The organism is Nocardioides sp. L-11A, from assembly GCA_029961745.1.
Classification (GTDB): Bacteria; Actinomycetota; Actinomycetes; order Propionibacteriales; family Nocardioidaceae; genus Nocardioides.
Genome location: CP124680.1, coordinates 4,115,588 through 4,128,227 on the forward strand (window position 1 = coordinate 4,115,588; position 12,640 = coordinate 4,128,227).

General features: G+C 72.8%; 13 protein-coding genes. 3 read left to right on the forward strand and 10 right to left on the reverse strand.

Features of this window, described 5'->3' with window-relative positions; translation table 11 throughout:
• The first annotated feature begins 50 nt into the window (after positions 1-50).
• Both QJ852_19850 and QJ852_19855 read left to right on the forward strand, forming a co-directional pair.
• The gene (locus tag QJ852_19850; protein WGX95397.1) at positions 51-494 is read left to right on the forward strand and encodes a MarR family transcriptional regulator; all 444 of its coding nucleotides are present in this window, start codon (positions 51-53) and stop codon (positions 492-494) included.
• Positions 491-1,762: an MFS transporter gene (locus QJ852_19855; GenBank protein ID WGX95398.1), complete on the forward strand. Its 1,272-nt coding sequence runs from the start codon at positions 491-493 to the stop codon at positions 1,760-1,762. Before QJ852_19850 ends, QJ852_19855 begins: the two co-directional genes overlap by 4 nt.
• A gap of 118 nt (positions 1,763-1,880) precedes the next feature.
• Here the strand turns inward: QJ852_19855 and QJ852_19860 are convergent, their stop codons facing one another.
• Entirely contained in the window at positions 1,881-2,354 is a 474-nt protein-coding gene (locus tag QJ852_19860; protein WGX95399.1) for a PaaI family thioesterase, read from the reverse strand.
• A 65-nt stretch (positions 2,355-2,419) separates the two neighbouring features.
• On the opposite strand from QJ852_19860, the gene QJ852_19865 reads away from it, so the two are divergent.
• Positions 2,420-2,938, forward strand: a complete 519-nt coding sequence (locus QJ852_19865; GenBank protein ID WGX95400.1) for a helix-turn-helix domain-containing protein — start codon at positions 2,420-2,422, stop codon at positions 2,936-2,938.
• On the opposite strand, the gene QJ852_19870 is transcribed toward QJ852_19865, so the two are convergent.
• The 9 genes from QJ852_19870 to QJ852_19910 form a co-directional block, all read right to left on the reverse strand.
• On the reverse strand, positions 2,911-5,037 hold the full coding sequence (locus QJ852_19870; protein ID WGX95401.1) for an iron ABC transporter permease: 2,127 nt from the start codon (positions 5,035-5,037) through the stop codon (positions 2,911-2,913). The genes QJ852_19865 and QJ852_19870 overlap by 28 nt on opposite strands.
• Positions 5,038-5,064: 27 nt before the next feature.
• Positions 5,065-6,093, reverse strand: coding sequence for an iron-siderophore ABC transporter substrate-binding protein (locus QJ852_19875; protein WGX95402.1), 1,029 nt, complete (start codon positions 6,091-6,093; stop codon positions 5,065-5,067).
• Between the two features lie 54 nt (positions 6,094-6,147).
• Positions 6,148-6,951 carry an ABC transporter ATP-binding protein gene (locus QJ852_19880; protein WGX95403.1) on the reverse strand — a complete coding sequence of 268 codons (804 nt, stop codon included), beginning with the start codon at positions 6,949-6,951 and terminating at the stop codon, positions 6,148-6,150.
• A gap of 160 nt (positions 6,952-7,111) precedes the next feature.
• The gene (locus QJ852_19885) at positions 7,112-8,887 is read right to left on the reverse strand and encodes a DEAD/DEAH box helicase (protein ID WGX95404.1); all 1,776 of its coding nucleotides are present in this window, start codon (positions 8,885-8,887) and stop codon (positions 7,112-7,114) included.
• The gene (locus QJ852_19890) at positions 8,884-9,171 is read right to left on the reverse strand and encodes a DUF3039 domain-containing protein (protein WGX99485.1); all 288 of its coding nucleotides are present in this window, start codon (positions 9,169-9,171) and stop codon (positions 8,884-8,886) included. Before QJ852_19890 ends, QJ852_19885 begins: the two co-directional genes overlap by 4 nt.
• Before the next feature lie 19 nt (positions 9,172-9,190).
• Positions 9,191-10,684, reverse strand: coding sequence for an MFS transporter (locus tag QJ852_19895; protein WGX95405.1), 1,494 nt, complete (start codon positions 10,682-10,684; stop codon positions 9,191-9,193).
• Positions 10,681-11,241: a TetR/AcrR family transcriptional regulator gene (locus tag QJ852_19900; protein WGX95406.1), complete on the reverse strand. Its 561-nt coding sequence runs from the start codon at positions 11,239-11,241 to the stop codon at positions 10,681-10,683. The genes QJ852_19895 and QJ852_19900 overlap by 4 nt, the downstream gene beginning before the upstream one ends.
• Positions 11,242-11,307: 66 nt before the next feature.
• A complete protein-coding gene (locus QJ852_19905) occupies positions 11,308-11,874 on the reverse strand; it encodes a YqgE/AlgH family protein (GenBank protein WGX95407.1) in 567 nt (188 codons plus the stop codon).
• A gap of 122 nt (positions 11,875-11,996) precedes the next feature.
• Complete coding sequence (locus QJ852_19910; GenBank protein ID WGX95408.1) at positions 11,997-12,542, reverse strand: hypothetical protein; 546 nt, start codon at positions 12,540-12,542, stop codon at positions 11,997-11,999.
• Positions 12,543-12,640 lie beyond the last annotated feature (98 nt).

A 12,640-nucleotide genomic window follows, 5' to 3' on the forward strand; every position in this document is an offset into this window, starting at 1 on the left:
GCGCCATCCCCACTCGACTTACATAGGTTTCCTATGTAGATTGGCCGGACGTGAGCACTCCCGACGTCGACGCCGCCAGCAGCGACCTCACCGTGTACGCCGCCCGGCTGGTGCGGCTCGTCCGGCGGGCGCACGCCCCCAGCGCCGGCACCCGGGTGCTCTCGATCCTCGACGAGACCGGGCCGCTCGGCATCACCGCGCTCGCCCAGGTCGACCGCTGCTCGCAGCCGACGATGACCGGCCAGGTCCGCCAGCTCGTCGAGCTGGGCTGGGTGACCAAGGCGCCCCATCCCGAGGACGCCCGCAGCAGCCTCGTCGACCTCACCGACGCGGGGCGCGCCGAGCTGCGCCGCATCCGGCGGCTCAGCGCCGCGCTCGTCTCCGAGCGCCTCGCTCGCACCGATCTCACCGCCGACGACCTCGCGACCGCCGTGGCCGTGCTCCAGGCCGTCCTCGAACCCACTCCCCCGACGACTCCGGAAGGACTCTCGTGACCGCCACCGCCGGCACCCACACCCCCACCCATGCCGCCGAGGGCGGATCGTTCCTGCGCCAGCCGCGTGCGGTGTGGGCGGTCGCCTTCGCCTGCGTCATCGCGTTCATGGGCATCGGCCTGGTCGACCCGATCCTCAAGGAGATCGCCGCCAAGCTCGAGGCGACGCCGAGCCAGGTGTCCCTGCTGTTCACCAGCTACATGGCGGTGATGGGCGTGGCGATGCTGATCACCGGCGTCGTCTCCAGCCGGATCGGCGCCAAACGGACCCTGCTCACCGGCCTGGCCCTCATCATCGTCTTCGCCGGGCTCGCCGGCATGTCCGGCTCGGTCGGCGCCGTGATCGGCTTCCGCGCCGGCTGGGGTCTGGGCAACGCCCTCTTCATCGCCACCGCGCTGTCCACGATCGTGAGCTCCTCGAAGGGATCGCTCGCGCAGGCGATCATCCTGTTCGAGGCCGCGCTCGGGCTCGGCATCGCATCCGGCCCGCTGGTCGGCGGGCTGCTCGGCGAGCAGTCCTGGCGCGGCCCGTTCTTCGGCGTCTCCGTGCTGATGACGATCGCCCTGGTCGCCACCGCGATCTTCCTGCCGGCCACGCCGCCGGCCGCGCGTCGAACGACCCTGCTCGACCCGTTCCGCGCCCTCACCCATCCGGCGCTCGCCGTGATCGCCGTCGTCGCGGCCTGCTACAACCTCGGCTTCTTCTCACTGCTCGCTGCCGGCCCGTTCGCGCTACCCGAGGCCGGCATCATGCAGATCGGCTGGATCTTCTTCGGCTGGGGCGTGCTGCTGGCCGTCGCGTCGGTCGCACTCGCCCCGTGGGTGCAGCGCAGGATCGGCACCGTTCCCGCACTGATCGGGGCGCTCAGCCTCTTCGCGCTCGACCTGGTGATGATGGCGCTCGGCGCCTCCACCTCGACCGTGGTCATCGTCGGCATCGTGGCTGCCGGCGCCTTCCTCGGCGTCATCAACACCCTGGTCACCGAGGCGGTCATGGGCGCGGCCCCGGTCGAGCGGCCGGTCGCGTCGGCGGCGTACTCCTTCGTGCGGTTCACCGGCGGCGCCGTCGGCCCGTACGTCGCCCTCAAGCTCGCCGAGCACCAGGGCTCGGCCGCGCCGTTCTGGTTCGGCGGGATCGCGGTCGCGGTCGGGGTCGTCGTCCTCGTGGCCGGCGCCCGCACCATCGGCGCCGCCCTGCACGGCGGGTCCGCTCCGGCCCCGCACTCCCCCGCGGAGGCCCAGGCCGAGGCGCTGGGGGATCTCGCCTGACACCGACCCGGCGCATCTGAACGCCCCAGAGACGCCGACCCGGCGCATCTGAACGCCCCAGAGACGCCGACCCGGCGCGTTTGAACGCGCCGGGTCGATGGGGGGCGGAGTCGGCGGGTCAGGAGAAGATCATGCAGCTCGAGCTCGCGTAGGCGACCAGCCGCTCGCGGCCGTCGTACAGCTTCGCCTCCGCGAGGGCGGTACGCCGGCCGCGCTGCAGCACCGTGCCGACAGCGCGCAGGCGGCCGGAGTCGACGGTGACCGCCTTGAGGAACTTCACGGTCAGGTCGAGGGAGGTGTAGCCCTCGCCGACAGCGAGGGTGGAGTGGACGGCGCAGCCGCAGGCGGAGTCGAGCAGGGTCGCGAAGACGCCGCCGTGCACGCTTCCGATCGGGTTGTAGTGGCGCAGCTCCGGGTCGAGCTCGAAGACCGCGGTGCCCCGCTCGGGGACCTCGAAGCCGACGAAGCCCAGCGTGTCTGCGATCGGTGCAGCCGGCAGACGGCCCTCGAGCATCGCGTGCAGCTGCTCGAAGCCGTCGAGCGTCGCCGGGTCGACCGCGGCGAGCTGGGTCTTGGTCGCGGACTCAGTCATGCGCCCATCAGACCAGCGCGAGGCTGAGTCTGTCAATGAGACCTGGGTCGCCCTATGCTGGACCGATGGTCGCCCCCGACGCACCCCCGAGCTCCCCGCCAGCGCTCGCCTGGTCGGTCGACAACTGCACGCTCGGCCGGGCGATGGCGATCCTCGGCGAGCGTTGGACGGTCGTCGTGCTGCGCGAGGTGTTCCTCGGCGTACGCCGCTTCGACGACATCCGCCGCCACGCCGGCATCCCCCGCCAGGTGCTCACCGACCGGCTCGCCTCCCTGGTCGAGGAGGGCATCCTGCGCAAGGAGCCCTATCGCGAGGACGGCGCCCGCACCCGGCACGAGTACCGCCTCACCGCGAAGGGGCTCGAGCTGCAGCCGATCCTGCTCGCCATCAGCCACTGGGGCGACCGCCACCTGGCCGACCCGGGCGGTCCGCCGACGGTGTTCGTGCACCGCGACTGTGAGGAGCCGGTGCACGTCGAGGTCCGGTGCGCCGCGGGCCACCAGGTCGACGACCCGCGCGGGGTCGCCACACGTCCGGGTCCGGGCGTGCGGCCCTTTCAGGCGCGCGAGCGGGCGAGCAGGTAGACGAAGTACGGCGCACCGACCAGCGCGACGACCAGCCCGGCGGGGATCTGGGCCGGCGCGATCACGGTCCGGCCGACGAGATCGGCGACGCCGAGGAGCGCCGCCCCGAGCAGGATCGCCACCGGCACCGAGCGCGCGTGGCGCCCGCCGACCAGCGCCCGCGCCATGTGCGGCGCGACCAGGCCGACGAAGCCGACCACGCCGACCGCGGCGACACTCGTCGCGGCGAGCAGCGCGGCCGTGACCAGGACGACGAGCCGGACGGTCTCCAGGCGGACACCCACCAGCCGCGGGGTGTCCTCATCGAGGGCGAGCAGGTCCAGCTCACGGCGCACCAGCCAGGCCAGCGGCAGCGCGACGGCGAGGACGACGGCGACCGGCAGCACCTGCTCGAAGGTGCGGCCGTACGTCGTCCCGGACATCCAGGTGTAGATCCGCGGCGTGTCCCAGGGGTTCGAGCGCACCAGCAGGAAGGTGGTGAGCGCGGCGCCGCCGTACCAGGTGCCGATGCCGATGAGCAGGAGCCGGTCGGCGTCGAGCCCGTGCCGCCAGGCGAGGCCGTAGACCAGGGCGAAGGCGACGAGGGCGCCGCTCACCGCTCCGACCAGGATGGCGCCGTTGCTCGCGGCCTGCGAGACGCCGGCCCCGGTCACCACGACCACGGCCCCCACGCCGGCCCCGCCGGTGATGCCGAGGATGCCCGGCTCTGCCAGGGGGTTGCGGCAGGTCGCCTGCACCAGCGCACCGGACAGCGCCAGCGCCGCACCGCCCAGCACGGCCGCGGCGACCCGGGGAGCCCGCTCGTCGAGCGCGAACTGGATGAGCGGTGCCGCCTCCCCGCGCAGCCACAGGGAGAGATCGCCGGCGCGCAACCAGGTGTCGCCGGCCAGCAGGCTGAGCAAGGTCACCGCGGCCGTGGCCACGGCGACCACCGCCAGGACGACGAGGAAGCGGATCCGGCCGCCCACCCGGACCCGCGCCGCGGCGGTCTGCCGGGTCGGGCCGGAGTCGCGGCTGCGGCGGGCCAGGACGATCATCACCAGCGCACCCATCAGCGTGGTGGTGATGCCGGTCGGGATCGAGATCGCCCGGTCGGCGCCGAGCACCGCACGGATCAGCGCGTCGGCGAGGACGACCACCACGGCGCCGGTGAGCCCGGCGGCGGGGATGAGCACGGCATGCCGGTTGAGCGCCGGCACCACCCGGCCGCACAGCCGCACGATCACCGGGGCGAACAGGCCGACGAAGCCGATCGGCCCGGCGAGGGTCACCGATGCCGCGGTGAGCAGTACCGCGAGCACCGTGCCCGCGGCGCGGGTGGAGCGGACGGGGACGCCCAGTACGGCGGCACTGTCGTCGCCGAGGCCGAGCAGGTCGAGGCGCCGGGCGAGCAGCAGCGCCGCGAGGGTGCAGACCACCACGACCGGCGCCGCCTGCTGGAAGGCACGCAGCCCGAGCTGGCTGAGCGAGCCGCTCCCCCACGCGAACAGGCTGGTCGTCTCCTCCTCGAACAGGATGAGCAGCGTGGACGTGCCGGCCTGCAGCGCCAGCGCCACGGCCGAGCCGGCGAGGACCAGCCGCGTGGTCGCCGTACCGGCGCCGCCGGCGAGGCCGAGCACGAGGAAGGCGGCGAGGGCACCGCCCACGAACGCGGTGAGCCCCGATGCCCAGACCGGCACCGTGAGGCCGAAGGCGGCGACGACGGTCACCGCGAGATAGGCGCCGCCGGTGACCGCGAGGGTGTCAGGCGACGCGAGCGCGTTGCGCGCCAGCGACTGGAAGAGCGCACCCGCCACGCCCAGCGCGAAGCCGACCGCGATGCCCGCCGCGAGCCGCGGGACCCGGGAGCCGATCAGGACGTCGCCGGCGTCGGCCCCCGGCCCCGAGCGGTCACGGTCGCCGAACAGCCAGCGGACCAGGTCGCCCGCGCCGATCGCCGACGTGCCCTGGGTCAGGTGCCACAGTGAGGCCCCCAGCAGGACGACGACGAGCAGCAGCAGCGCGCCGGTGGCGCCCGCGAGGCCGGAGGTCCCGAGCCGCGGCCTCGCCCCGGCCGGCTCGGCCCGGTCCGCGGTGGCGGGCTGCTGCTCGACGGTCATCGATGTGTGCCTGGTTGCCTGCGCGGACTACTTCGTGAGCAGGTCGACGTACGCGTCGATGATCTGCTCGGCCGAGCGCGGGCCGCCGAAGGTCCACACGCCCGGGGGGAACGCGTGACTGCGGCCCTCGGCGACGGCGGGGATCTTCTGCCAGACGGCGTTCTCGGCGAGGGTGGCGTTCACGTCGCCCTCGGGATCGACGGTGCCGGTGTAGAGGAAGGTCGCGTCGCCGAGCTCGCTCATGCCCTCGATGTCGGTCTGGCCGAGGCCGTACGCCTCGTCGACGTCGCCCGTCCAGGCGTTGGTGAGGCCGAGCGCCTCGCCGAGCTCCCCGATGAGCGAGCCCTGGCCGAAGGGACGGATCGAGACGTTCCCGCCCTGCACGTAGCCGTCGAAGTAGACGAACGAGGTCGCGTCAGCCGTGGCGACCTCCTCCTTCGCCTCGGCGAGGTGGGCGTTGAAGTCGTCGACCACGACCTTCGCCCGCTCCTCGCGACCGGTCGCCTGCGCGATCAGCTCGAAGGTGCCGAGCATGTTGGCCACCGGGTCGGCGGCGTCGGCGCCCTTGGTGGCGAGCACCGGTACGTCGTACTTCGCCAGCTGCTGGAGGATCTCGTCCTCGGCGGTGTAGGCCTCGACGATGACCAGGTCGGGGTCGGTGCCGAAGAGGGTCTCGAGGTTCGGCTCGCCGCGGGTGCCCACGTCGGTGACGCCGCCGGGCAGCTTCTCGGCGGTGTCCCAGGTGGTGTAGCCCTCGGCGTCGGCGACCGCGACGGGGGTGAGGCAGAGGGTGAGCACGTCCTCGACCTGCTGCCACTCGAGCACGGCCACGCGCTCGGCGGGCTTGTCGAGCTCGACCGTGCGGCCGTAGCTGTCGGTCAGGCTGACCGGCCCGGTGGCGGTCGCGGTCTCGTCGGCCGAGCAGTCGGCCGACTCGTTGGCCTTCGGGGCCTCCTTGTCGGCACCGGTGTCAGTCGTGCCGCAGGCCGTCAGGAGCAGGCCGAGCGGCAGCGCCACCACCGGCATCAGGACAGCGGAGATCGGTCGGGTCTTCATCGGGTTCCTCACTGTGGTTCGGAGCTGTCGGCGCGCGCCAGCGGTCGGCGCGTGTCAGCGGGAGCGGTGCCGTCGGTGCCTGCCCTGGGCCTCCACCCGCACCGCGCCCGTGTCCGGGTCGACGAGACAGCGGATGGGCAGTCCGTACACGGCGGACAGGTGGGCGGGAGTGAGTACGTCGACCGGCGTACCGACCGCGCGCACCGTGCCCTGGTGCAGCAGCACGACCTGGTCGGCCACGGTGGCGGCATGGTTCAGGTCGTGGAGGACGACGCCGAGCGCCGTCCCGTGCCGGTCCGCGAGGTCGCGGACCAGGTCGAGGGTCTCGACCTGGTAGCGCAGGTCGAGGTGGTTGGTCGGCTCGTCGAGGAGCACGACCGCGGTGTCCTGAGCGAGGCAGGTGGCCAGCCAGACCCGCTGGAGCTCGCCACCGGAGAGCTGGTCGACCGGCCGGCCGGCCATGTCGGCGATCCCGGTGACCGCCATGGCGTGGTCGACGGCGGCCCGGTCGGCGTCCGTGGCGCCGGCGAAGCGGCCGCGATGGGGGTGCCGCCCGAAGGCGACGACGTCGCGGACCTCCAGTCCCGAGGGATGCGGCCGCGACTGGGACAGCAGGGTCACCCGCCGGGCGAACTCCTTCGCACTCAGCGGGGCGGTGTCGGCGTCGTCGAGGGTCACCCGGCCCTCCGCGACGGGATGGAGCCGGGCCAGCGAGCGCAGCACCGTGGACTTGCCGCTGCCGTTGGGTCCGATGAGTGCGGTGACCCGGCCGGGCTCGAGACGCACCGAGACCCCGTGCACCACCGCGGCGCGCTGGTAGCCCAGCACCAGGTCGCGTCCTTCGAGCACCGTCGTCACGAGAACGCAGCGTAGCCTAAGTTAGGTCAGCCTTGCCTATGGGGGATGTCACGCGTCGTAGGAATAACCGGTCGACCGGCGAAACCTGCACTTGTCGGCCATTGCAACGCCCGACAAGTGCAGGAACAACCGGTCGACCGGTTATTCCTGCAGCCGCCGCTCACGAGGTCTTGCGGACCGCCCACTCCCGGATCCGGTCGATCCGCTTCTGCAGCTGCTCGCCGTTGGCGACGGCGGCGGCCGGGCCGCCGCACTCCTTGCGCAGCGCGGCATGGGTGATCCCGTGCGCCTGGCCGGTGCGGTGGTGCCACGACGCGACCAGCGAGTTGAGCTCGCGGCGCAACAGGCCGAGGTGCTCGTGGGTGGTCACCTCGGCGACCGTGTCGGCAGGACGCTCGCCCGCGCGCTCGCCCGCCTCCGGGCGTCGGGTACGACGACGGTCCGCCTGCCGCTGCTGGAGCAGGGCACTGACCTGGTCGGGCTCGAGCAGCCCGGGGATGCCGAGGAAGTCCATCTCCTCGTCCGAGCCCACGTGGACCTCGCCCTCGTGGCCGAACTGCGCGCCGTCGTAGAGGGCATGGTCGAAGCGAGCCTCGGAGCCGAGCGCCTCGAAGGGCAGCGCCTCGAGCTCGTCGGAGGCGGCGTCACCGGCGTTGGCCTGGGCGAGCAGGTCGTCCTCGGCCGCGAAGATGTCGCCCTCGTCGTTCACCCGGCGCTTGAGCACGTGGTCGCGCTGCGCCTCGAGCTCGGCGGCGAAGGTGAGCAGGTTCGGGACCGACGGCAGGAACACCGAGGCGATCTCGCCGCGCTTGCGGGCGCGCACGAAGCGGCCGACGGCCTGCGCGAAGAAGAGCGGGGTCGACGTCGTCGTGGCCCACACGCCGACCGCGAGGCGCGGCACGTCGACGCCCTCGGACACCATCCGGACCGCCACCATCCACCGGCTGTCGTTCTCGCTGAAGGCGGAGATCTTCTTCGACGACGCCTTCTCGTCGGACAGGACGACGGTCGCCGACTCGCCGCTGATCTGCTTGAGCAGCTTGGCGTAGGCACGCGCGCTGTCCTGGTCGGAGGCGATCACCAGGCCGCCCGCGTCCGGGACATGGCGACGCACCTCGGAGAGCCGCTTGTCGGCCGCGGCCAGCACGGACGGGATCCACGAGCCGTTGGGGTCGAGCGCGGTGCGCAGCGCCTGCGAGGTCATGTCCTTGGTGAGCGGCTCGCCCAGCGACGCGGCCACCTCGTCGCCGGCGCGGGTGCGCCAGCTCATCTGTCCGGAGTAGGCCAGGAACAGCACCGGGCGCACGACGTGGTCGGCCAGCGCGTCGGCGTAGCCGTAGGTGTAGTCGGCCACCGACGTCGGTACGCCGCCCTCCCCGGGCGCGTAGGTGACGAACGGGATCGGGTTGATGTCGGAGCGGAACGGCGTGCCGGTCAGCGCCAGCCGCCGGGCCGCCGGCTCGAACGCCTCCCGTACCCCCTCGCCCCAGCTCAGCGAGTCGCCGGCGTGGTGGATCTCGTCGAGGATCACCAGGGTCTTGAACCGCTCGGTGCGGATCCGCATGGCGAGCGGGTTGACGCCGACGCCGGCGTAGGTGACCGCGACGCCGACGTAGTCGCTGGAGATCTTGCCCGAGCCCGCGGAGTACGTCGGGTCGATCGGCAGCCCCGCTCGCGCGGCGGCCTCGGCCCACTGCATCTTGAGGTGCTCGGTGGGCGCGACGATGATCAGTCGGTCGACCAGGCGCCGGCCGAGCAGTTCGGCGGCGACGGTGAGGGCGAAGGTCGTCTTTCCGGCGCCGGGCGTGGCGACGGTGAGGAAGTCACGCGGCGTGCGGGCGAGGTAGTCGGCGAGCGCGGCGGACTGCCAGGCACGCAGCGACGGCGCCGTGCCCCAGGCTGCCCGCTCCGGCCACGCCGGACCGAGCGAGGTCATGCGTCGGGACCGGACCCTTCCGGCCCCTTGCCGCCCTTGTCGTCGCCCTTGTCGTCGCCGAGCCCCTCCCAGATCTCCTTGCACTCCGGGCAGACCGGGAATTTCTCCGGCGCTCGGCTGGGCACCCAGACCTTCCCGCACAGGGCCACCACCGGGGTACCCATGACCATCGCCTCGGTCAGCTTGTCCTTCTCCACGTAGTGGGAGAAACGCTCGTGGTCGCCCTCGTCGGTCGGGACGGTACGGCGGTCCTCGCGGACGTCCGTTTCGGTCGAGAAGCCGATCGTGGTCACGCCGGGCAGTCTAGTGGCTGCCGGACACATCGACGTCCTTCGGGAGCCCGAACCACACCAGGACCGCGACGACCAGGGTGAGCACACCGCCGACCAGGCCCACCACGCCGAAGGCGTCGGTGTACGACGCCAGCGCGGCGGGCTCGAACGGCGTCCCGAGCGCGCCGGAGACCGACTCGACGGCCGCCTCGTCGGCGCCCGCCGGGAGACCGTGCCGGTAGACCACGCCGGCGAGGCTGCCGAGCACGGCGATGCCGAGGACGCCGCCGACCTCGTAGGACATCTCCTCCACAGCGGCTGCCGAGCCGGCCTGGTGGACCGGCGCCGAGCCCATGATCAGCGCGGACGCGAGGCCCAGGGCCGCCGTACCGAAGCCGACGAGGAGCAGCGCGACGGCGACACCGACGTAGGCCAGGGGCCGCGGGAGCACCCACAGCGTGAGGAGCCCGGCGGCGAGCACGACCAGACCGGCGACGATCACGTTGCGGGCGCCGAAGCGCGCCGCGACCGCCGGCGCCAGCGGCGGGCCGATCAGGCCGCCGAGGGCCATCGGCAGCAGCGCGACACCGGCGACCAGCGGGCTCCACCCCTGCACCAGCTGCAGCCACTGCGACCCGACGAAAAGCAGCGCCATCATCGCGGTGCTGCTCGCCAGGGCCGTGGCGACGCCGGAGCGGAAGACCGGGTTGGCGAAGAGGCGGACGGCGAGCATCGGCTCGTCCTGGCGCAGGCAGCGGCGCACGAACGCGGTCAACAGCGCGAAGCCCACGAGCAGGCTCAGCACGGTGCCGAGGTCGAGGTCGCCCTTGCCGAGGTGCTTGATGCCGTAGACGGCCGCGACCATGCCGCCGACCGAGAGCAGGACGCCGAGCGCGTCGACCCGGCCCGGCTTGTCCGAGCGGCTCTCGGGCAGCAGGAGGAGGCCGGCGACGAGCGCGACGACCATGAGGGGAACGTTGACCAGGAAGGCCGCGTGCCAGCTGAACGCACTGAGCAGCGCGCCGCCCACGATCGGGCCGATGGCGCCGCCGACCGCGGCGGTCGCGGCCCACAGGCCGAGGGCGAAGGCCCGCTCCCGGGCGTCCGGGAACAGTGCCCGGATCAGCGAGAGCGTGGCCGGCATGATCATCGCGCCGCCGATGCCGAGCAGGGCCCGGACGGCGATCACGTCGCCCGGGCTCCGGGCGATCAGCGCACCGAGGGAGGCGAGGGCGAAGATGGCGAAGCCGGTGAGCAGCATCCGGCGTCGACCCCACCGGTCGGCGAGGGCGGCGACCGGGACGAGCAGGCCGGCGAGGACGAGCGAGTAGACGTCGACGATCCACAGCTGGGCGAGGGCGCCGGCGTGGAGGTCGGCGGTGAGGTCCGGCAGCGCCACGTTGAGGACGGTCATGTCCATCACGACGACGAGCAGACTGGCCGCGAGCACGGCCAGACCGCCCCAGCGGCGGAGGTCCTGCGCCGCGGCGGGTCCGGTGGCGGCGCGGGGGGTCGTGGCGGTCATCGGACGACACCACCCTGGAGGAACATCGAGCGGACCAGGTCCTGGGCGTCGCGCGTCGCGATGTCACCGGCGACCAGCGCGTCGCGCACGGCGACGAGCAGGCCGAACAGGGAGTGCCCCAGCCAGCGGGCGGGGACATCGGAGCGCAGCACGCCGGCGGCCTGGGCGGCGGCGTACAGGGCGACCTCCTCCGCGAACAGCTCGTCGGCGCGCTCACGCAGGGCGGGGCCGTTGACGACGGTGGGGTCGGTCAGCGCGATGCCGTACTCGTCCGCGTCGACCACGAAGCGGCCGATCATGTCGTCGAGACAGGCACGGATCTGCGCCGGGTCGGCGGAGGCGACGGCTGCGGCCAGGCCCGCCTCGGCCATGCTCTCGGCCCAGCGGTCGAGTGAGCGGCGACCGATCTCGTGGAGCAGGTCCTCGCGGCTGGCGAAGTGACGGTGGACGGTCGCGCGGCCGACGCCGGCTGCAGCGGCGATCTGCGCCATCGGCGCGGTCGGGTCCGTCGCGAGCAGGCGCTGAGCGGCGGCCAGCACCGTGTCCCGGGTACTCATTGATTCCTCCTTGATGAGACTCAAATGTCTCATATGAGACATCGGAGTATCAAGTTGAGAGGATCGTCAGTTGAGCTCCGGGTCCTGCGGGCGAGTCGCGTGCAGCGCGAGATCACCGGGCTGGCGACGCAGCACCTGGCGGCGCAGATCACGGGCGTCGCCGCCGAAGACGTCGTCGACCTGCCCCGGTACGACGTACCAGCTGCCCTCCGCGATCTCGGCCTCGAGCTGACCGGCGCCCCAGCCGGCGTACCCGGCGAAGATCCGCAGCCGGTCGACCGTGCCGTCGACGAGCTCGCGCGGCGTGTCGAGGTCGAGCAGCCCGACCCGGTCCCACACCGGCCGGAAGCCCGCGGCGTCCTCACCACCCGGTGCCGCGAGCGCGACGGCGAGAGCGCCGTCGGTCGCGACCGGGCCGCCCTGGAAGAGCACCTCGGGCTCCTCCACGACCTCGCCCCACTCCCCCAGCACCTCGGAGACGGGCAGCGCCGTGGGCCGGTTGAGGACGACGCCGAGGGCACCCTCGTCGTTGACGTCGAGCAGCAGCACCACCGTGTCGACGAAGTTCGGATCCATCAGCTCGGCCGATGCCAGCAACAGGCGTCCGGCACCGAGACTCAACTCGCTCGACATGCCTCCATCATCCCTCGGGCAGAAGGAGGCACCGCACTTGTAACTAAGTGTTACAGCACGGATTTGGGACCCATGAGGCTGGTGTGGTGGATAACCGTGCCGTAACACTTAGTTACAAGCGGTCACGCGGCGACGACGGCGCGCAGGCGCTCGAACAGCGACCCGCGGACCTCGGGCTCGGCGTACGCCGCGTCCGGGGTGATCATCGGCAGGCCGCGGTGGAGCAGGCGGGCCCGCTCCTCGAGCTCGGCGCCGATCCGCCCCGCGGCCGCGTCGCCGAGGCCCGACCGGCCAGCCATCACGGCGAGCAGGTGGTGCTCCTTGAAGCCGGCCGCGACCATCGCCGACGCCATCGCGTCGTCGAGGGGGTGCGCCCGGTAGTGGTCGATGATCAGCCGCACGCCGGGCAGTTCGTGGGCGGTGTTGCTCCACGCGATCGCGACGGCCTCGTCGAGGTCCATCGGCTGGTGGGCGAGCATCCGCTCGGCCTGGCCGGACAGGCGGGTGTGCCACTTCAGGGTGAGGGCCGCCAGCAGGTCGAGCTCGTCGCGGAAGGCCGCGGCGACGCCGTCGACGTCCATGGGCAGGATGCCGTCGCGGCGGACGGCGGAGGTCGCGATGACGGAGCGGAGGGTCTCGCCCCGGTTGTGAAAGGCCGTCCAGGTCATGGTCAGCACTCCTCGTTCGATCGGCGGCCGCCGGATTCGGGAGCTCCGACATACCGCTGGTACGTACTACGAGTATGGAGCAGACCGTCGGTACGCCC

What these genes read in the sequence shown, in the direction of transcription:
- QJ852_19895 (WGX95405.1), bottom strand. Translation starts at nt 10,684, where the DNA reads ATGACCGCCACGACCCCCCGCGCCGCCACCGGACCCGCCGCGGCGCAG.
- QJ852_19905 (WGX95407.1), bottom strand. Translation starts at nt 11,874, where the DNA reads ATGTCGAGCGAGTTGAGTCTCGGTGCCGGACGCCTGTTGCTGGCATCG.
- QJ852_19875 (WGX95402.1), bottom strand. Translation starts at nt 6,093, where the DNA reads ATGAAGACCCGACCGATCTCCGCTGTCCTGATGCCGGTGGTGGCGCTG.
- QJ852_19900 (WGX95406.1), bottom strand. Translation starts at nt 11,241, where the DNA reads ATGAGTACCCGGGACACGGTGCTGGCCGCCGCTCAGCGCCTGCTCGCG.
- QJ852_19910 (WGX95408.1), bottom strand. Translation starts at nt 12,542, where the DNA reads ATGACCTGGACGGCCTTTCACAACCGGGGCGAGACCCTCCGCTCCGTC.
- QJ852_19885 (WGX95404.1), bottom strand. Translation starts at nt 8,887, where the DNA reads ATGACCTCGCTCGGTCCGGCGTGGCCGGAGCGGGCAGCCTGGGGCACG.
- QJ852_19860 (WGX95399.1), bottom strand. Translation starts at nt 2,354, where the DNA reads ATGACTGAGTCCGCGACCAAGACCCAGCTCGCCGCGGTCGACCCGGCG.
- QJ852_19865 (WGX95400.1), top strand. Translation starts at nt 2,420, where the DNA reads ATGGTCGCCCCCGACGCACCCCCGAGCTCCCCGCCAGCGCTCGCCTGG.
- QJ852_19870 (WGX95401.1), bottom strand. Translation starts at nt 5,037, where the DNA reads ATGACCGTCGAGCAGCAGCCCGCCACCGCGGACCGGGCCGAGCCGGCC.